Annotated in this window: 17 protein-coding genes; 6 read left to right on the plus strand and 11 right to left on the minus strand. The window is 70.5% G+C overall.

Annotated features, from left to right (window positions below; all coding sequences use genetic code 11):
• Positions 1 to 59 precede the first annotated feature (59 nt).
• Genes ACFU8Q_RS25965 through ACFU8Q_RS25990 form a run of 6 tightly spaced genes read right to left on the minus strand, consistent with a single transcriptional unit; the run spans position 60 to position 6,171 of the window.
• Positions 60 to 941, minus strand: coding sequence for a phosphogluconate dehydrogenase C-terminal domain-containing protein (locus ACFU8Q_RS25965; protein WP_384457937.1), 882 nt, complete (start codon positions 939 to 941; stop codon positions 60 to 62).
• Positions 941 to 1,738 carry a sugar phosphate isomerase/epimerase family protein gene (locus tag ACFU8Q_RS25970; RefSeq protein WP_384457939.1) on the minus strand — a complete coding sequence of 266 codons (798 nt, stop codon included), beginning with the start codon at positions 1,736 to 1,738 and terminating at the stop codon, positions 941 to 943. Before ACFU8Q_RS25970 ends, ACFU8Q_RS25965 begins: the two co-directional genes overlap by 1 nt.
• Positions 1,738 to 2,571, minus strand: a complete 834-nt coding sequence (locus tag ACFU8Q_RS25975) for a triose-phosphate isomerase family protein (protein ID WP_384457941.1) — start codon at positions 2,569 to 2,571, stop codon at positions 1,738 to 1,740. Before ACFU8Q_RS25975 ends, ACFU8Q_RS25970 begins: the two co-directional genes overlap by 1 nt.
• Positions 2,571 to 3,047 carry a ribose-5-phosphate isomerase gene (locus tag ACFU8Q_RS25980; RefSeq protein WP_384457964.1) on the minus strand — a complete coding sequence of 159 codons (477 nt, stop codon included), beginning with the start codon at positions 3,045 to 3,047 and terminating at the stop codon, positions 2,571 to 2,573. The genes ACFU8Q_RS25975 and ACFU8Q_RS25980 overlap by 1 nt, the downstream gene beginning before the upstream one ends.
• Positions 3,048 to 3,061: 14 nt before the next feature.
• A complete protein-coding gene (locus ACFU8Q_RS25985) occupies positions 3,062 to 4,798 on the minus strand; it encodes a dihydroxyacetone kinase family protein (protein ID WP_384457942.1) in 1,737 nt (578 codons plus the stop codon).
• Positions 4,798 to 6,171 carry an MFS transporter gene (locus ACFU8Q_RS25990; protein WP_384457944.1) on the minus strand — a complete coding sequence of 458 codons (1,374 nt, stop codon included), beginning with the start codon at positions 6,169 to 6,171 and terminating at the stop codon, positions 4,798 to 4,800. The genes ACFU8Q_RS25985 and ACFU8Q_RS25990 overlap by 1 nt, the downstream gene beginning before the upstream one ends.
• A 246-nt stretch (positions 6,172 to 6,417) precedes the next feature.
• Between ACFU8Q_RS25990 and ACFU8Q_RS25995 the strand changes: the two genes are divergently transcribed.
• A complete protein-coding gene (locus ACFU8Q_RS25995) occupies positions 6,418 to 7,185 on the plus strand; it encodes a FadR/GntR family transcriptional regulator (protein ID WP_266746815.1) in 768 nt (255 codons plus the stop codon).
• A gap of 169 nt (positions 7,186 to 7,354) precedes the next feature.
• Complete coding sequence (locus ACFU8Q_RS26000) at positions 7,355 to 9,937, plus strand: bifunctional FO biosynthesis protein CofGH (RefSeq protein ID WP_384457946.1); 2,583 nt, start codon at positions 7,355 to 7,357, stop codon at positions 9,935 to 9,937.
• Positions 9,938 to 9,988: 51 nt separating this feature from the next.
• Here ACFU8Q_RS26000 and ACFU8Q_RS26005 read toward each other — a convergent pair whose 3' ends face one another.
• Positions 9,989 to 10,879 (minus strand): alpha/beta fold hydrolase, encoded by an 891-nt coding sequence (locus ACFU8Q_RS26005; protein ID WP_384457948.1) that lies wholly within the window; start codon positions 10,877 to 10,879, stop codon positions 9,989 to 9,991.
• Positions 10,880 to 11,180: 301 nt separating this feature from the next.
• Between ACFU8Q_RS26005 and ACFU8Q_RS26010 the strand changes: the two genes are divergently transcribed.
• The 3 genes from ACFU8Q_RS26010 (at position 11,181) to ACFU8Q_RS26020 (ending at position 13,031) form a co-directional block, all read left to right on the plus strand.
• Positions 11,181 to 11,402, plus strand: coding sequence for a hypothetical protein (locus ACFU8Q_RS26010; RefSeq protein WP_384457950.1), 222 nt, complete (start codon positions 11,181 to 11,183; stop codon positions 11,400 to 11,402).
• Between the two features lie 134 nt (positions 11,403 to 11,536).
• Positions 11,537 to 11,686, plus strand: a complete 150-nt coding sequence (locus tag ACFU8Q_RS26015) for a hypothetical protein (RefSeq protein ID WP_384457952.1) — start codon at positions 11,537 to 11,539, stop codon at positions 11,684 to 11,686.
• A gap of 229 nt (positions 11,687 to 11,915) precedes the next feature.
• On the plus strand, positions 11,916 to 13,031 hold the full coding sequence (locus ACFU8Q_RS26020) for an ADP-ribosylglycohydrolase family protein (protein WP_384457954.1): 1,116 nt from the start codon (positions 11,916 to 11,918) through the stop codon (positions 13,029 to 13,031).
• 132 nt (positions 13,032 to 13,163) lie between these two features.
• Here ACFU8Q_RS26020 and ACFU8Q_RS26025 read toward each other — a convergent pair whose 3' ends face one another.
• Positions 13,164 to 14,735: a sodium:solute symporter family protein gene (locus ACFU8Q_RS26025; RefSeq protein WP_384457956.1), complete on the minus strand. Its 1,572-nt coding sequence runs from the start codon at positions 14,733 to 14,735 to the stop codon at positions 13,164 to 13,166.
• Positions 14,736 to 15,121: 386 nt separating this feature from the next.
• The gene (locus tag ACFU8Q_RS26030) at positions 15,122 to 15,904 is read right to left on the minus strand and encodes an SDR family oxidoreductase (protein WP_384457958.1); all 783 of its coding nucleotides are present in this window, start codon (positions 15,902 to 15,904) and stop codon (positions 15,122 to 15,124) included.
• A gap of 80 nt (positions 15,905 to 15,984) precedes the next feature.
• Here ACFU8Q_RS26030 and ACFU8Q_RS26035 point away from each other — a divergent pair, with 80 nt between their 5' ends.
• Positions 15,985 to 16,824, plus strand: a complete 840-nt coding sequence (locus ACFU8Q_RS26035) for a hypothetical protein (RefSeq protein WP_384457960.1) — start codon at positions 15,985 to 15,987, stop codon at positions 16,822 to 16,824.
• Positions 16,825 to 16,952: 128 nt separating this feature from the next.
• Here ACFU8Q_RS26035 and ACFU8Q_RS26040 read toward each other — a convergent pair whose 3' ends face one another.
• Positions 16,953 to 17,159 carry a DUF397 domain-containing protein gene (locus tag ACFU8Q_RS26040; RefSeq protein WP_266732146.1) on the minus strand — a complete coding sequence of 69 codons (207 nt, stop codon included), beginning with the start codon at positions 17,157 to 17,159 and terminating at the stop codon, positions 16,953 to 16,955.
• Positions 17,160 to 17,384: 225 nt separating this feature from the next.
• Positions 17,385 to 18,254, minus strand: a complete 870-nt coding sequence (locus ACFU8Q_RS26045) for a helix-turn-helix domain-containing protein (RefSeq protein ID WP_384457962.1) — start codon at positions 18,252 to 18,254, stop codon at positions 17,385 to 17,387.
• Positions 18,255 to 18,371 lie beyond the last annotated feature (117 nt).

An 18,371-nucleotide genomic window follows, 5' to 3' on the forward strand; every position in this document is an offset into this window, starting at 1 on the left:
CCCCCGTCCGTGGCGGGGTGCCCGGCCCGTACGGAACCGGAAGTGCCGAAAGCGTCAGGTCAGCGCTTGATCTCCTTGATCTTGAGCATCCGCGTGATGACCTTGTCCAGCTCGGCGTCGTCGAAGACGTTCTTCCAGTCGTCGCGGACGATCGACTCGCGGCCGTAGTCCATCGCGATCAGGCACGCGTCGGAGAACGGGTTCGAGCCCTTGAGGGTGTTGGCCAGCGCCACCTGGGTGTGGCCCAGCAGCATCGCGCGGGCGGCCTTCTCCGGGACGCCCACCGTGTGGACGGTCTCGTGGAGGGCCTCGGTCAGCAGGGCGCCGATCATGCAGGCGATCGTCTCGACGAGGGTCGGCTCCAGGACGGCGAGCTGCTTGACGGTCACCCAGTGGACCTCGACGACCGGGGCGTACATCGTGGAGATGACGGCCTCGGCCAGCTCCTGGGCCTTCGGGTCGGCGGCCTCGGCGGCGGGCTCGAAGGACGCGACGACCTCCTGCGGGGCGGCGATGCCGCCGAAGGTGTCGGCCCACTCCTCCTTCGTCGTGCGCTCCAGGAACACCGACGGGTGGCAGGGGTGCGCCACCGCGTTGTGCACGTCCGCGCGGCGGGTCAGCAGACCGGCGTACGCGGCGGCCGGGTCCAGGGTCAGCAGGATGGCGCCCGGCTTCATGACCGGGACGAGCTGCTCGGAGACCTTGCCGAGGACGACGTCCGGCACGGCGAGGATCACGACGTCGGCCTGTGCGGCGGCCTCGGCGCCGTCGGTCAGCTCGCGGCCGAGCTCGCGGATCAGCTCCTGGCCCTTCGGCGAGTTCTCGGCGAAGAGGGTGGTGAAGTCGCTCTTGACCAGGTTGTTGGAGACGCGCTGGCCCATCTTGCCGGCGGCCCCGATGACGGCAACGGTGGTGGATGCGGTCGTGGTTTCGGTGGCCATTACTTGCTCCTCATAAGGGTGTTGATGCTGTGCCGGGTCCACTGGTCCTCCAGGCGGGCGGTCTCGGTGAAATCGCCCTGCCAGGGGAGCCAGTGCTCCACGATCTGGTTGATGCCCTTCTCGGACGGCCGGACCTGGTCGATCATGTGGTCGTAGTCGAGGAGGCCCTCGCCGAGAAGACAGCCGGCGAAGGTGAAGCCGACCCAGCCGTCACGGCGGGAGAACGAGAAGTCCTTGACGTGGATGTTCACCACGTAGGGGGCGGTGGCGTCGACGACGTCCACCGGGCGTTCGAGGCGGGCGACGCTGTTGCCCGGGTCGAGCACGACGCCCAGGTACGGGCTGTCCACACCGCGTACGACGGACAGCAGGTCGTCGGTGGAGACCTGCTCGTACGTCTCCAGGCCGAGCGTCACGCCAGCCGCAGCGTACGCGGGGACGGCCTCGCGCAGCAGGGCGGTCGCCTCCGGCACGGAAGGCCGGTGGTCCGCCGTGTTCAGCATCGAGCGGACCAGGGTGACGCCCAGGCGCCGCGCGATGCGAAGGTAATCGGCCAGGTGGCCGGGACGCACGCCGCGCGTGCCCAGTTCCAGCGTGATGCCGTACTCGGTCGCCGTGGCGCGTACCGCGTCCAGCTGGGCGTCGTCGAACGTCTCGATCGGTGGGTAGTCGCAGATCTGGAAGACCTCGCCGCCCAAGTCCCGTGTCTGCGCCAGCATGTCGTGCACGGTGAGTGGCTTCGGGGCCTTCTCGGAAATCCGCCAGAAGAAGGCGTACGTGCTCAGTCCGTAGGCCATCAGCCCTCCCCTTCCGGGGAGTTGGCAGCGGCGGGGGCGGTAGCGGGGGCGTGCAGGGCCATCGCCTCGTCGAGGATCTGCTCCACCGCCGCCGGGTCGTGGGCGAAGCGGCCCAGGAACAGTCCGCCGACGCCTGTGCCCAGCTCGGTCAGCAGACCGGGGCCCGCGCTGCCTCCGTAGATCACCCGGCTGCCGGTGAGGGCGGGTTGTGTGGCCAGCCACGCCGTCAGGGCCTCGCACACCGTGCGGATGTGCTCGGGGGACGCCGGTTCCGGAGCGCCGATCGCCCACTGCGGCTCGTACGCGATGACGACCGGGGCGGGCGCGCCGTCGTGGGCGGCCGTGGCCAGGATGCGCGCCGCCTCCGCGACCGTGCGGGCCGCCGCCTCGGCGGGGGCGACCGGGTCGAGCTCGCCGACGCAGAGGACCGGGGTGAGGCCGTTGCGCAGGGCGGCCGCCGTCTTCGCGGCCACCACCGTGTCGCCCTCGCCGAAGAGACGGCGGCGCTCGGCGTGCCCGACCTCGGCGTAGCTCGCGCCGATCTCCTTCAGGTGGGTACCGCTGACCTCGCCCGTGTACGGGCCGGTGTCCTCGGTCGCCAGGTCCTGCGCCCCGGTCCGTACCTCCGTACCGGCGAGGATGCCGGCCACCGGGACGATCGCGGGGAACGCGGGCAGCACGAACAGCTCGGCGGTGCCGCTGGTCACGGCGGGGTGGCGGGCGGCCGTCTCGGCGATCCGGCGCGCCCAGTTCAGGGTCTCGTGGTGGCCGAAGTACATCTTCAGGCTCACCCCGATCGTGACCCGGGGGTGGTTCTGCGAAGCGGCGGGCATCAGGCTGCGGCTTCCTGCTGGTTCTCGTAGTCGTTCATCAGGGCGACCTTGGCGGCCGACGCCGACGTCTCGTCGAAGCGGTACGTCAGCCACTCGGCGGCCAGCCGGCGGGCCAGCTCCAGGCCGACGACCCGCTGGCCGAAGGTGAGGACCTGGGCGTTGTTGGAGAGGACCGCGCGCTCGACGGAGAACGAGTCGTGGGCGGTGACGGCCCGGATGCCCTTGACCTTGTTGGCGGCGATGGCGACCCCGAGGCCGGTGCCGCAGACCAGCAGGGCGCGGTCCGCCTCGCCGCGCGCGACCATTTCCGCCGCGGCGATGGCGACCTTCGGGTACGCGGTGTGCCCGTCGGCGTCGACACCCACATCGGTGACGGTGGCGACGAGGTCGCTGGCTTCCAGGTCCTTCTTGAGGGCTTCCTTGTAGGCGTAACCGGCGTCGTCGGAACCGACGACGATGCGGAGCCTGTCGGACATCGGCTGGTCGGACATCAGTGCTTCTCCAGGGTCGTGGCGAGAACGGGGTGGACTGCGCGGACGATCAGGGCCAGGGAGTGGGCTCCGGCGTCCGGAGTGCCGAGGCTCTTCTCGGCGTGCGGGCGGGCCCGGCCCATGCGCGGGAGCAGATCGGCGGTGGCCGCCGCTGCCGCTTGCGCGGCGCTCGCGGCCGTGTCCCAGGCGGTGGGCAGGGGGTGCCCCTCACCGGTGGCGGTGGTCAGGGCGGCAGCGAACGGGACGAGGACGTCGACCATCGTCTTGTCGCCGACCTCGGCCCCGCCCAGCCGCATGACGCCCGCCGACGCCTCCGCGATCCCGGCGGCGACCACGGAGGCCGTCGGCCGGTCGGTGTCGCCGAGCGCCGTGCCGATCGCCCGCAGGACGACGCCCCACAGAGCGCCGGAGGTGCCGCCCGCCCGGTCGGCCCAGGCGTCGGCGGCCCGGAGGAGAAGGGTGCCGGCGCCCGCTCCCGACTCCTCGGCGCGGACCGCTGCTTCGTACGCGCCCGTGGTGCCCCGCTGCATGCCGATGCCGTGGTCGCCGTCACCGGCGACCGCGTCGATCCGGCCCAGCTCCTCGGCGTGCGTGTCGACGGTGTCCTTGAGGGTGCGCAGGGCGGCGAGGACGGTACGGGCTGCCGCGCGGGACTCGTCCGTGGCGGCCGGGACGGTGTCGTCGGCGGCCTGTTCCTCGGTGTCGGCCGTGACGAGGTCCGCCGCCTCGACGACGCCCTTGCGGTACGCGGGGGCGTCCGCCGGGGCCGTCCACAGCGGCTCCAGTTCATCGGTCAGCCAGCACAGGGTGAGCGAGACGCCCGCCATGTCGAAGCTGGTCACCAGCTCACCGACTTCCGGGTCGACGGCCTGCACCCCGGCCTCGGCGAGGAGTTGGGCGACCCGGCGGTAGACGACGAACAGTTCCTCGTACTTCACCGAGCCGAGCCCGTTGAGGATGACGGCCGCGCGCTGTCCGCGCGGGCTGTCCACGCCCTCGGGAAGTTCGCCGAGCACGGTCTCCACCAGCAGCTCGGCCGCCCCGTCGGCGGTCGGGACGGACTGCTCGCCCATGCCGGGCTCGCCGTGGATGCCGAGGCCGACGGCCATCCGGCCTTCGGGGACGGTGAACAGCGGGTGATCGGCGCCCGGCAGCGTGCAGCCGGAGAACGCGACCCCGAACGAGCGGGTGCGGGCATTGGCCAGCTCGGCGATACGGGTCACCTCGGCCAGATCGTGCCCGGCCTCGGCGGCGGCGGCCGCCGCCTTGAAGACCACCAGGTCACCGGCGACCCCGCGGCGCTTGTGGGCCTCGGCCGGGGAGGCGCTGGACATGTCGTCGGTGACGCCGAGCGTGCGGGCGGGTATGCCCTCGGCGGTCAGTTGCTCGGCGGCCTGCCCGAAGTGGAGGACGTCGCCCGCGTAGTTCCCGTACGCGAGGAGGACACCGCCACCGGTCTGGGCGGCCTTCGCGACCTGGTGGACCTGGTGGGCGGAGGGCGAGGCGAAGACGTTGCCGACCGCGGCGCCGTGTGCGAGGCCCTGGCCGACCAGTCCGGAGAAGGCCGGGTAGTGGCCGGAGCCGCCGCCCACGACGACGGCGACCTGACCGGGGGCGGTGCGGGTCGCGCGGACCACACCGCCGGGGACCTTGCGGACCCGGCGCGGGTGGGCGGCGACGAAGCCTTCGAGCGCCTCGTCGGCGAAGGTGGCGGGGTCGTTGAACAGGCGGGTCATCAGTGGGCCTCCACGAGGGACCGGCCCCGGCCCGCGTCCTGGCCCTTGGACCGGTTCGCGAGCCACAGCATCAGCGCGGCGGACATGAGCATGAAGGCGCCGACCAGGAACAGCGGCAGGTAGTAGTCGCCGCTGAAGTCCTTCAGCCAGCCGGTGACGTATCCGGCGGCGAAACCGGCCACGTTGCCCGCGGTGTTGATCAGTGCGATACCGGCCGCCGCGGCGGCGCCCGTGAGGAACTGCGACGGCACCGACCAGAAGACCGGCAGCGCGGCGAAGATCGCGCACGCGGTGATCGTGATGACCGCGACGGTGGCGGCGGGCGAACCCATGTAGAGGGCGATCGGGATGGAGACGCCGCCGACGACGGCCGGGCCCGCGATGTGCCACTTGCCGACGCCGTGCTTGGTGGCGTGCCGCGACCAGAAGAACAGGACGATCGCGGCCGGGAGGTACGGGATGGCCGTGATCAGGGCCTTGTCCATGACGCTGAACGAGGTGTCGAACTGCTCCTGGAAGCCGTTGATGATCGTCGGCAGGAAGAACGCCAGGGCGTACAGGCCGTAGATGAAGCCGAAGTAGATCAGTGCCAGGGTCCAGACGCGGCTGTTGGTGAAGGCGGCCTTCAGGGCCTCGCGACCGTGGTTCGTCTTCTCGTCCGCCCCGGTCTTCGTGGCGTTCTCGGCGGCCAGTTCGGCGGTCAGCCACTCCTTCTCGGGGGCCGTCAGCCACTTCGCGTCGGCCGGCCGGTCGATCAGGTAGAACCAGGCGATGATCCCGAGCAGGATCGCCGGGATGGACACGCCGAGGAACATCACGCGCCAGCCTTCGAGGCCGAAGAGCCCGTGCTGGTTGATGAACCAGCCGGCCAGCGGGGCGCCGATCACGGTGGTCAGCGGCTGGGCGAGGTAGAAGAGGCCGAGCACCTTCGTACGGTGCCGGGAGGGCACCCACTGGCTCAGGAAGAGGATCGCGCCGGGGAAGAAACCGGCCTCGGCGACACCGAGCAGGAACCGCAGCGTGTAGAGCTGCTCGCTGTTCTGCACCCAGGTGAACAGCAGCGCGACGATGCCCCAGGTCACCATGATCCGGGCCAGCCAGCGGCGGGCACCGAACTTGTGCAGCGCCATGTTGCTGGGCACTTCGAGAATGATGTAGCCGATGAAGAAGACGCCGGAGGCGAAGCCGAACTGCGCCGCGGTGAGCGCGAGGTCCTGGCCCATTCCGTTCGGCTCGGCGAAGGAGACCGCCGTCCGGTCCAGATAGTTCACGAAGAACATCAGGGCCACGAACGGGACGAGCCGGATCGAGACCTTCTTGATGGCCGATCTCTCGACGGCTGATCTCTCGGCTGAATGCGCGGTGGCGCCCATGGAGACTCCTCGGTTCCCGGACCGCTTTGTCCGGCTCTATGTCACATGGCGACAAAGGGGGGATAGGGGAGAAACGCCCATGTCCGACCCGCTGACAGCACACACGCTAGCCCTGAATCCAAAATTGGTCACCAATTAACCAAAGTGACGTACGTCGCTCCGGCGAGCGGGTTGATATGGCCGATGAGCGGCGCTACCGTGCTCCCGGCCCAGCCGGACGCGGCGACGTCTGATGTACTTGGCGACGTGTCCACGCAGCCCGAAGAGCCCGATTCCACGCAGTCCGAAGTGCCCGATCTGACGTCGCTTCTGCGCCCTGTCGTGCGTGAGTCCTCGGTCAGCGAGGTGGCCAAGCGGCTCCTCGACCACCTCTCCGAGGGCAATCTGAAGCCGGGAACACGGCTGCCCGCCGAACGGCAGCTCGCCGACGCGCTCGGGGTCGCGCGCTCCAGCGTGCGCGGGGCGCTCTCCGCGCTGGACGTGCTGGGCATCATCGAGATCCGGCCGGGGTCGGGTTCGTACGTGCGCGAAGGGACGTCGGAGTTCCTGCCGCGGGCGATCAACTGGGGGCTGATGCTCGGTCAGCGGCGCACCCAGGACCTGGTGGAGGTCCGTACGTTCATGGAGGGCATGTCGGCGCGGCTCGCCGCGGACCGGGCCTCCGCGGAGGACGTCGAACGGCTCGCCGGCCACCTGGAACGGATGCGGGAGGCGGGAACGGACGTCAAGGCGTTCATCGACGCCGACATCGCGTTCCACCTGGAGACGGCGAACATCGCCCGCAATACCGTGCTGAGCGACATCCTGCACTCGATCCGGGCGCTGCTCCAGGTGTGGATGGAGCGGGCCGGGGACATCGAGGGCACGGTGAGCGGCACGCTCCATGAGCACGGGGCGGTGCTCGACGCGATCCGGGCCGGCGACCCGGAGGCGGCCGACGCGGCCATGGCGGAGCACATGCGGCTGGCGAGCGAGCGGCTGAACCTGTCGCTCCGCGAGGACCGGCCGAACTAGGGTCTTCGTTCGGATCGGGCCGGATCAGGGTGTCGGAGCACGCGAGCCCGCCGTGATCCACACGAGAGGCTCTGGGGCGGGCTGCCCGTACGGGCACTTCCGGTCCGGGGTGTCCTGGTCAGCGGAGTCCCCGGATATGGGGCGCGGGCCTCGCTCGTATGCTCGCTCCATGACCGATCCTCAGCGCGGACGCCCGACCACCAACTCCATGCGGCGGGCCCTCAAGCGGGCCCGCGACGGTGTCGCCCTCGATGTGGCCGAGGCCGCCGTTCTGCTCCAGGCGCGCGGCGACGAGTTGACGGATCTCGCGGCCTCGGCCGCCCGGGTGCGCGACGCCGGGCTCGAAGCCGCGGGCAGGCCGGGTGTCATCACGTACTCCCGCAAGGTCTTCATCCCGCTGACCCGGCTCTGCCGCGACAAGTGCCACTACTGCACCTTCGTCACCGTCCCCGGCAAGCTCCGGCGCGCCGGTCACGGGATGTTCCTGTCGCCCGACGAGGTGCTGGCCATCGCCCGCGAAGGCGCCGCCATGGGCTGCAAGGAAGCGCTGTTCACACTCGGCGACCGGCCCGAGGACCGCTGGCCCGAGGCGCGGGAATGGCTGGAGGCCGAGGGGTACGACGACACCCTCGCGTACGTACGCGCCATGGCGATCCGGGTCCTGGAGGAGACCGGCCTCCTCCCGCACCTCAACCCGGGCGTGCTGACCTGGACCGACCTCCAGCGGCTCAAGCCCGTCGCCCCGTCCATGGGCATGATGCTGGAGACGACCGCCACCCGTCTGTGGTCCGAACCGGGCGGCCCGCACCACGGCTCCCCGGACAAGGAACCGGCCGTGCGTCTGCGCGTCCTCGAGGACGCGGGCCGCTCCAACGTTCCGTTCACCACCGGCATCCTGATCGGGATCGGCGAATCGTACGAGGAGCGCGCCGACTCCCTCTTCGCGCTGCGCAAGACCGCCCGCGCCTACCACGGCATCCAGGAAGTCATCGTCCAGAACTTCCGCGCCAAGCCGGACACGGCGATGCGCGGCATGCCGGACGCCGAGCTGGAGGAACTGGCGGCGGCCATCGCCGTCGCCCGGCACATCCTCGGCCCGTCCGCGCGGATCCAGGCCCCGCCGAACCTCGTCGACGCCGAGTACGCGCTGCTCATCGGCGCGGGCATCGACGACTGGGGCGGCGTCTCCCCGCTCACCCCCGACCACGTGAACCCCGAACGCCCCTGGCCCCACATCGACGAACTGGCCGCGAAGACCGCCGAGTCGGGCTTCACGCTCCGCGAACGCCTCACCATCTACCCGGAGTTCATCCAGCGCGGCGAGCCCTGGCTCGATCCCCGCCTCCTCCCGCACGTCCGCGCCCTCGCCGACCCGGAGACGGGGCTGGCCCGCGAAGGCGCGATCCCCGCCGGCCTGCCCTGGCAGGAACCCGACGAGGAGTTCGGCGCCACCGGCCGTACCGACCTGCACCGCACCATCGACACCGAGGGTCGTACCGGCGACCGCCGCGAGGACTTCGACGAGGTGTACGGGGACTGGGAGGCGCTGCGCGAGGCCGCCGCCCCCGGCATGGTCCCGTCCCGCATCGACGCCGACGTGCGCCAGGCACTCGGCCAGGCCGCCGACGACCCGACGAAGCTCAACGACGACCAGGCGCTCGCCCTGCTCCACGCGGACGGCCCGGCGCTCGACGAACTCTGCCGGATCGCGGACGCCCTGCGCCGTGACTTGGTCGGCGACGACGTCACGTACATCGTCACCAGGAACATCAACTTCACCAACGTCTGCTACACCGGCTGCCGTTTCTGCGCCTTCGCCCAGCGGCGCACCGACGCCGACGCGTACACCCTCTCCCTGGACCAGGTCGCGGACCGGGCCGCGCAGGCGTGGGACGTCGGCGCGGTCGAGGTCTGCATGCAGGGCGGCATCCACCCGGACCTGCCCGGTACCGCGTACTTCGACATCGCACGGGCGGTGAAGGAACGCGTCCCCGGCATGCACGTGCACGCCTTCTCGCCGATGGAGGTCGTCAACGGGGCGACCCGCACCGGCATGTCCATCCGCGACTGGCTGACCGCCGCGAAGGAGGCCGGGCTCGGCTCGATCCCCGGCACGGCGGCCGAGATCCTGGACGACGAGGTCCGGTGGGTCCTCACCAAGGGCAAGCTGCCGACGGCGACCTGGCTGGAGGTCATCAGGACCGCCCACGAGGTGGGCCTGCGCTCCTCCTCCACGATGATGTACGGCCATGTCGACCAGCCCCGCCACTGGCTCGGCCACCTGCGGACCCTGGCCGACCTCCAGCAGGAGACCGGCGGCTTCACGGAGTTCGTCACGCTCCCGTTCATCCACACCAACGCCCCGGTCTACCTGGCCGGCATCGCCCGCCCCGGCCCGACCGACCGCGACAACCGGGCCGTCACCGCCATGGCCCGGCTGCTGCTCCACCCGCACATCACCAACATCCAGACCAGCTGGGTGAAGCTCGGCACGGAGGGCGCGGCCGAGATGCTGCGCTCGGGCGCCAACGACCTGGGCGGCACGCTGATGGAGGAGACCATCTCGCGTATGGCGGGCTCCAGTTACGGTTCGTACCGCTCCATCCAGGACCTGATCGCGATCGCGGAACTCGCGGGCCGCCCGGCGAAGCCGCGTACGACGCTGTACGGGGAGGTCCCCGAGGAGCGGGTGGCGGCGGCCGCCGCGTCCGACGGACACCTTCCGGAACTGCTGCCGGTGCTGCCGAACTGATGGTGTGCCGGCCCCGGTGGGCCCTGCCGACCCCGCCGGGTGCCGGGACGCTCAGGCAGGTTCGGTGACGCCGGCGAGGAAGCCGCGCATCAGGTCGGCCACGGTGCGCAGCCGGCTCTCCAGCAGGAAGTGGCCGCCGGACAGGAGATGCACCCGGGCCGTCGGCAGGTCGCGGTGGAAGGCCTCCGCGCCGGCCGGGCCGAAGACCTCGTCGTTGCGCCCCCAGACGGCGAGCAGGGGTACCTGGCTGGTGCGGAAGTACTCCTGCACCGCCGGGTACTGACGTACGTTGGAGGGGTAGTCGGCGTAGAGCCTGAGCTGGATCTCGGGGTTGCCCGGCCGGTTGACCATCGCGTGGTCGTGGTGCCAGGTGTCGGGACTGACCACTTCGGGGTCCGCCACGCCGTGGACGTACTGCCAGCGGATCATGTCGAGGTCCAGGCTCCGGCGCAGCGGCCGGGCCAGCGATTCGTCGTCCTGGTCTCGGGCGTACGCCCACAGCGGATCCCAGAAGGAGGGGACGAAGCCCTCCTCGTAGGCGTTTCCGTTCTGACTGACGATCGCGGTGATCCGGTCAGGGTCGCGCAGGGCGAGCCGCCAGCCCATGGGGGCGCCGTAGTCCTGGACGTACAGGGAGAACGTCCCGATGCCCAGCTCGTCGAGGAACCTGTGCTCCATCTCGGCCAGCGAGTCGAAGGTGTAGTCGAAGGCGTCGGGAGCAGGCGCCGACGAGAACCCGAAGCCGATCATGTCGGGTGCGACGACGTGATAGCGGTCCGACAGGAGCGGGATCAGGCCGCGGAACATGAAGGAGCTGGTGGGCATGCCGTGGAGCAGGACGACGGTCGGCGCCGCAGGGTCACCCGCCTCGCGGTAGAAGATGTCGAGTCCGTCGATCTGCACCGTGCGGTGGTGGACGGTGGCCGGAGCGCAGGAATTCACGGGGTCTCCAAGGCGGGGGAGGCGTTCTGCCGACGCGGCGTGGCGCGGCGGGACGGGGGCGGAACGGCGCGGTGGCGCGAAGGAAGATCCGACCGCCCCGGCGACCGGGCGAGCCCTTTCTGGTCACCGTAGGTGCGGGACCCCGGGCCCGCACCTCGGCGCAAGCGCAGGGGCGACCGGCCTCCCCCGCGAGGGGCGAGCGCATGGGCCCGCCGGGGCTGCGAGGCGTACCGGTCCGCCGGTGGGGCGGGGGGCCGGTGGCGGCGCCTTCGAGTCGTCAGCGGTCAGCTCGCCGGTCTGCGTGACACGCCCCTCCGCCGTGGCGATCACGTCGTCCAGTACGCCCCATGCGCGCCACCACCAACTCGACTGCGGGAAGGACGTGCTGGCGGGCGCGGCGGCGGTGCTGGCGGACGCGACGGCGGGCGGACTCGCGCTGCGGTTCACGCTCACGCGGGTCATCGCGTCGCTGCGGCAGGTGCTGGTCGTCGCGCACAGCCGGGGCGGGCGTCTGCGCGGCTGAGGTGAACGCTGCCAGACTGGTTCTCACGCTCGCAGCCACCCCGCGCCGCCTCTCCCCCTCCGGCAGATCGCCGCGGAGTGCAGACGCGCCGACTTCGTCGGGCGGGCCGCCGAACTGGACCGGGCCGTGGCCCTGTGGCCGGAGTACGCCTGGGCCCACGGCAGCCGGGCCGCAGGGACGAGGCGCTGGCGGACCTGGACCGGGCGCTGGAGCTCGACCCGGGGTACGCCTGGGCCCTGCGCCAACGGGAACGGCTTGCGCAGGACCGTCGGGGCGACGGCTGAGGGGGCAGCCGGCCAGCACATCGGTGTGCCTCCGGAGCCGGTGCGACGGTGAGCCGACCGCTCCCGCCCGCTCCGGACCCGTTACCGACCGGTCAAAAACGACCTGCGGGACGTCCGTCCACATACCCACGCGTACTCGGTTCCGCGTCCTCAACCGATCGTTCCGGTTCGATTACAGTGCTGCGCAGTCGCAGGCGGGCGGTCGACGGGTCGACGGGAGAGGGGCACGGTGAGCACAGGGACCACAGCTGTCTGGGGCCGTGCCGAGCAGCAGGACTTCCGTAGCCGGGTGCGGGGGGCTCTGCTGGGAGGGGCCATCGGCGACGCGCTCGGGGCGGGGGTAGACGCGCTCACGCTCGAAGAGATCCGGGCGGCCCACGGTGCGGACGCCGTCACCGACTTCGTGCCCGCACACGGCGGGCGCGGCACCGTCACCGCCGTCACCCAGCTCAGCCTGTTCACCGTCGACGGGCTGATCCGTGCCCAGGTCCGGCGCGACACCGGCGCCTGGCACCCGCCCACCGATGTGCACCGGGCCCATCTGCGTTGGGCGGCGACCCAGCGCGACTGGGGGCCCGACGAGCGCCGCAAGGACAACGGCTGGCTCGCCCGGCAGGAGTGGCTCTACGCCCGCCGCGCCCCCACCCGGGAATGCCTCACCGGGCTCGGGGACACCACCATGGGCACCCTCGACCAGCCCAAGAACCCCACCGCACGCGACTCGGCGGCCCTCACCCGGTCCGCGCCGTTCGGGCTGCTCGTCGGCTGGGAGCCGCAGCTCGTCCTCCAACTGGCCGTCGAGTGCGCCACGCAGACCCACGGCCACCCCACCGCCCTGCTCTCCGCGGGCGCCTTCGCCGTCATCGTGCACGGGCTGGCCCGCGCCGAGACCCTGGACGGTTCCGTCCAGCACGCGCTGGCACTGCTCGCCGAGCGGCCCGGGCACGAACCGGTCTCCGAAGCGCTGAAGCGGGCCCTCGGTACCGTGCGCCAGGGCATCCCGGGACCGGCCCTGATCGAGTCGCTCGGCGCCACGGACACGGCCGAGGACGTCCTCGCCGTCGCCGTGTACTGCGCCCTGGTCGGCGAGGACATACGGCACGGTCTGCGGCTGGCCGTCAACCACGGCGGTCCTTCCGCGGCCACCGGGGCCCTGTGCGGGGCGCTGCTCGGTGCGCTGCACGGCGAGACCGCGCTGCCGCCGGCCTGGCTCGCGGAGTTGGAGGGGCGCGCAACCCTCCTCGAACTCGCCGACGACTTCGCCATGGAGATGACCCAGGGCCCGGCCCTGCACAGCCCGTCGGCCGCCGCGCCGGGCTGGCTGACCCGCTACCCGCGCGGCTGACACCTGGATGGAGCACGGGCGAGGGCAGGGGTGAGGAAGAGAACGTGGCAGTGAAACGGCTCCCTGTCACGTTCGTATCCGACCCCACCCCACCCCACCCCACCCTGCCCCGCACGCGCACAGCGGCGAGCGTCAGTCCTTCACGCCCTCCGTGACCGCCGCGTCCCCCGGACCGGCCTGAGCCGGCACCGTCGCCCCGGCCGCCGAGCCGTCACCGTCCGAGTTGATCTTCTCGATGATCGCGTCGCGCTCCGGGGTGTCCTCCGGCTTGATGAAGCCGATCACGATGTAGAGGACCAGTGAGATCGCCAGCGGCAGCGCCACCTGGTACTGCAGCGCGACATCCGTCTTCACCGAACCGTCGAAGTCGTAGTTGGTGAAGTAGAACGCCAGCAGCCCCGCCGCCCAGCTGGTGAGCGCCGCCGTCGGGCCCGACCTGTGGAACCTGCGCAGCAGACCCAGCATGAACGGAATCGCGATCGGACCCATCAGACCGGCGACCCACTTGATGACGACGGAGATGATGTCCTTGAACGTCGGCGAGTTGATCTGCGTGGCCAGCGCCATCGACAGGCCGAGGAAGCCGAGCGTGGACAACCGGGCCGCCAGCAGCCCGGCCCGGCTGCTCCAGGTGCGCGCCGCTCTGGAGAAGACCGGGGCGATGTCGCGGGTGAAGACCGCCGCGATGGCGTTGGCGTCCGAGGAGCACATGGCCATCGTGTGCGAGAAGAAGCCGACGACGACCAGGCCCAGCAGACCGTGCGGCAGCAGCTGCTCGGTCATCAGGGCGTAGCTGTCCGAGGCGTCCGGCTTCTGCGCGTGGACCAACAGCGGGGCACACCACATCGGGAAGAACAGGACCGTGGGCCAGACCAGCCACAGCACGGCGGAGAGCCGGGCCGAACGCTTCGCGGCGGCGGCGGAATCCGTGGCCATGTAGCGCTGGGCCTGGTTCCACATGCCGCCGTTGTACTCGAAGGTCTTGATGAAGAGGTACGCCAGCAGGAAGGTCACGGTGTACGGGCCGGCCGTCGGGTCGGTGTGACCCTCGGGCAGCTTGTCCCAGACCGTCCACAGGGTGCTGAAGCCGTCGAGCTTCGCCATGGCCGTGACGAGCATCGCCACCCCGGCGAGGAGCTGGATGACGAACTGCCCCAGCTCCGTGAGCGCGTCCGCCCACAGGCCGCCGACCGTGCAGTAGATGGCGGTGATGCAGCCGGTGATGAAGATGCCCTGGGTGATCGAGATGCCGGTGAAGACGGAGAGGAGGGTGGCGATGGCCGCCCACTTGGCGCCGACGTCGACGATCTTCAGCAGCAGACCGGACCAGGCGAGCGCCTGCTGGGTCTGGATGTTGTAGCGGTTCTTCAGGTATTCGAGCGGGGACGCGACATGCAGCCGCGAGCGCAGTCGGTTGAGCCGGGGTGCGAAGAGCTGGGCGCCGATGCCGATACCGATGGCGATCGGCAGCGACCAGGTCACGAAGGACGTGACGCCGTACTGGTACGCGATACCGGCGTAACCGGTGAACATCACCGCGCTGTAGCCGGACATGTGGTGCGAGATGCCGGACAGCCACCACGGCATCTTGCCGCCGGCCGTGAAGAAGTCGCTGACGTTGTCCACACGCTTGTGGGACCAGAGCCCGATCGCGATCATCACGCCGAAGTAGCCGATGAGCACGACCCAGTCGAGACTGTTCATGTGCCCCCTCCTGGGGTCCGCCTTGTGAACGCGTACGCACTTCGCCGGTACGGCCGCTCAGCGGGGCCCCGTGCGGGAGCGGGGACAACGGGGATTGAACCGCCTGTTCGACCCCTCGGTCAAGGTTTTGCGCGATCAAGAGTGTGAACGCCGATCAGTAAGCCGAACGAATTTGCTTGTTCTTGACTCACGTGGGCGTTGTCGCGAACGTGACGGCGGCCACACGATGAGCGGGCACTTCGTCAGGCTGTACAGACGAGTCGGAAGCATCGAGAAGCGCAGAAAGACCGCACGGGATGCGGGTCCCGCGCGGCCGGGAAGGAGGGCATGAGGGAAGGGCGAGGCGAGACGGAGAAGGGTCGGCCGGTTCCGTGGACCGGCCGGTTTTAACGCATCAGTTCGCCGGCGTTGACCAGCAGGGACTGTCCGGTGATGGCCCGCGCCCGGTCCGAGGCCAGGAACGCGACGGCGTCGGCGACGTCGCCGTCCGTGGCAAGGTCCGGAAGCGCCATGCGCTCGCTGAGCCGGCCGAGGACCTCGGCCTCGGGCACGCCCTCGGTGTGCGCCGTGAACTGGACGTACGCCTGCACCGGCGGCCCCCACATCCAGCCGGGCAGCACCGTGTTCACCCGGATCCGGTGCGGGCCGAACTCCCGCGCCATGGAGTACATCGTCGAGGTGAGCGCCCCCTTCGACGCCGCGTACGCCGCCTGCCGCACCTGGGACGGCGCGGCCACCGAGGACTGCGTGCCGATGACGACCACCGAGCCGCCCCGCTCCTTGAGGCCGGGCAGGCAGGCGCGGGTCATCCGCAGCGTGCCGAGCAGATTGACGTCGACGACCGACTGCCAGGTGGCGAAGTCGGCGTCCTCGATCCCGCCGAAATAGCTGTCCCAGGCGGCGACGTGGACCACCGCGTCGATCCGCCCGAACCGCTCCAGCGCCAGCGCGGCGAGTGCCTCGCACTGCGCCTCGTCCGTGATGTCGGTGGCCAGATGGGCGGTGTGCCGGCCCTCCGGATCGATCTCCGCGGCCGACTTGGCGAGATTCGCCGCGGTACGCGCCCCGAGCACCGCGTTGCCGCCGTCCCGGACGACCGCCGCCGCGACCTGATGTCCAAGTCCGGCGCCCACCCCGGACACGATGACGGACTTCCCCGCGAGCAACATCGGCCATCTCCCGTCTCTGGCAGTTTTTCTGACGGAGCGTCAGAGTAGGGCGCCGACGCGGAGTACGGAAGGGGAACGGCATGAGCGACGAGACACGGAGTGACACCTACGCCGAACTGGCCGCGCTGGGGCCGTACGGAGTCCATCCCGGCCACGCGCTGATCACCATGGTCGAACCGCATCCGGGGCATGAGTACGCGTACAACCGCTGGTACGAGGACGACCACTACTACGCGGGCGCGATGGCGATGCCCTGGATGTTCGCGGGGCGCCGCTGGGTCGCCACCCGGGAGCTGCGGGAACTGCGCTACCCGGAGAAGTCCGCGGTCGCGCAGCCCGTCGGCGCCGGCTGCTATCTGTCCACGTACTGGGTGACGGACGGGCGCTATGACGACCACATGAAGTGGACCGTCGGGATCAACAAGCGGCTGAACCGGGACGGCCGGGTCTACCAGGACCGCACCCATGTGTTCACGTCGTTCCAGGACCACGAGGCGACGGTCTACCGGGACGGCGCCGCTGGGCCGCGGGACTTCCACGCGCTCGACCACCCCTACCGCGGGCTGGTCCTTCAGGTGATCGATGCCGAAGGGGCGGGGGAGCGGGCCGAGTTGCTGGAGTGGCTGCGCTCGCGCCATCTGCCGAAGCGGCTGGGCGGCTCACCGGCGGCGATGGTGACCGTCTTCCGTCCCACGCCGCTGCCGGGCGACCGGATGAGCTATGTGAAGCAGGTCGAGGGCGTCGAGACCCGGCTGACCCTGTTGTGGTTCCTCCAGGAGGACCCGCGGGACTGCTGGGCCGGGCATTTCACCGGGCTCGACGCGGCGGTCGCGGAATCGGGGCTGGGGCGGGTGGAGTTGGTGGCGCCGTTCATCCCGACCGTGCCCGGCACCGATCTGTACGTAGACCGGCTGCGCTGAGAGCCCGGTCGGGCATCGAGCCGCCGGCCCGGCATCGAGCCCCCTCGGCCGGGACGGCGGACCAGTCGAGAGGGCTACCGGCAGCACCGGAATCGATGCTGCGATGCGTGCGGGGGAGGAGGTGCCGGTCAGGCGTCGACGGCGCCCTTGCCGACATCGCGCACGAAGGCGTTCCACGCGGCGGGGACGAACGTGATCGAAGGGCCCTCGGGGGCCTTCGAGTCGCGCACCGCGATTGCCCGCACGAGAGGGGACTTGACTTCGACGCAGGCGCCGTTGCCCCCGGAATACGAAGACTTCGTCCACTTGTCCGTAGCACCCTGACGAATGGCCATGTTCACTCCGGTTCAGAGAGTCGTGTGAAGGACACCAACAGCGTTCCGGTTGGCGTGATCGACGCTACTCGCCAAGTCTCTTGAGTGAAGGGCGCGTTCACTCGACCGGATGGTATATACCACCAAAACCTTCCGCTGCAGGCGGGCGGCGGTGTACCTTACCGCCGCCCCTCCTCGCGGCATCACTTCATTTCTTGCATACCGGACTTTGCGGGCTGTCCGGATTTACGCGCCCGAGCGCCTGGCGTACTGCTTCGCGATGTCGCTGATGAAGTGCCGGGTCTGCTCGACATTCAGTGCCTGTGCCCGTAGGTGCTCGTACATGACGCTGTACCGCTGCACGTCATTGGCCTTCTCCAGATAGAGGTCGCTGGTGACGCCCTCGATGTAGACGACGCTGGAGTCGGCGGCGTCCGGGAATTCGAGAATGGCGTACTGCCCGTTGATGCCCGGGTGTGCGCCCATGTCGAAGGGCAGTACCTGCACGGTGACATGAGGCAGCTGCGACAGCTCGACCAGCTGCTCCAACTGCTCGATCATGACCTGCTTGCCGCCGACCATCCGATGCAGTGCGGACTCGTCGATCACCGCCCAGAGCCGCAGCGGATGCTCCAGGGCGGTGATGCGGTCCTGGCGGCGGGCCCGGACGCTGACGCGCTTGTCGATGTCGCTCGGCGGGGCCTCCGGCAGCGCGCCCCTGATCAGTGCCTCGGCGTAACCACGGGTCTGCAACAGGCCCGGGACCACCTGGGGTTCGTACACCCGCAGCGACTCGGCATCGGTCTCCAGCCCGATGTAGACGCTGTACGGGATGTCGCCGAAGGCGTGCCACCAGCCCTGCTGGCGCGAATCCTTGGCCATCTGCATGAGGGAGTCGACGATCCGGTGATCCTCGACCTCGTACACCCCGCAGAGGTCGCGTACATCGCGCTGGCTGATGGAGCGGCGGCCGTTTTCGAGACGGCTGATCTTCGACTGCGAGACCAGCAGTCGCTCCGCGACCTCCTCGGCCGTCATGCCCTTGAGTTCGCGCAGTCGGCGCAATTCCTGGCCCAACCGGCGTCGCCTGACGGTGGGATTGACGTTGGACGGCACGGAAACGGCACCTCCGGCTATGTAGCTGTGCGTATCTACTGCTGAGCAGATTGCCACCTGAGGCCCCGGCCGCGCTGGGAAATGGTCACACGCAAAGGCGCGGGGCAGCCGTGATTC

Source organism: Streptomyces sp. NPDC057543, from assembly GCF_042801895.1.
Lineage (GTDB): Bacteria > Actinomycetota > Actinomycetes > Streptomycetales > Streptomycetaceae > Streptomyces.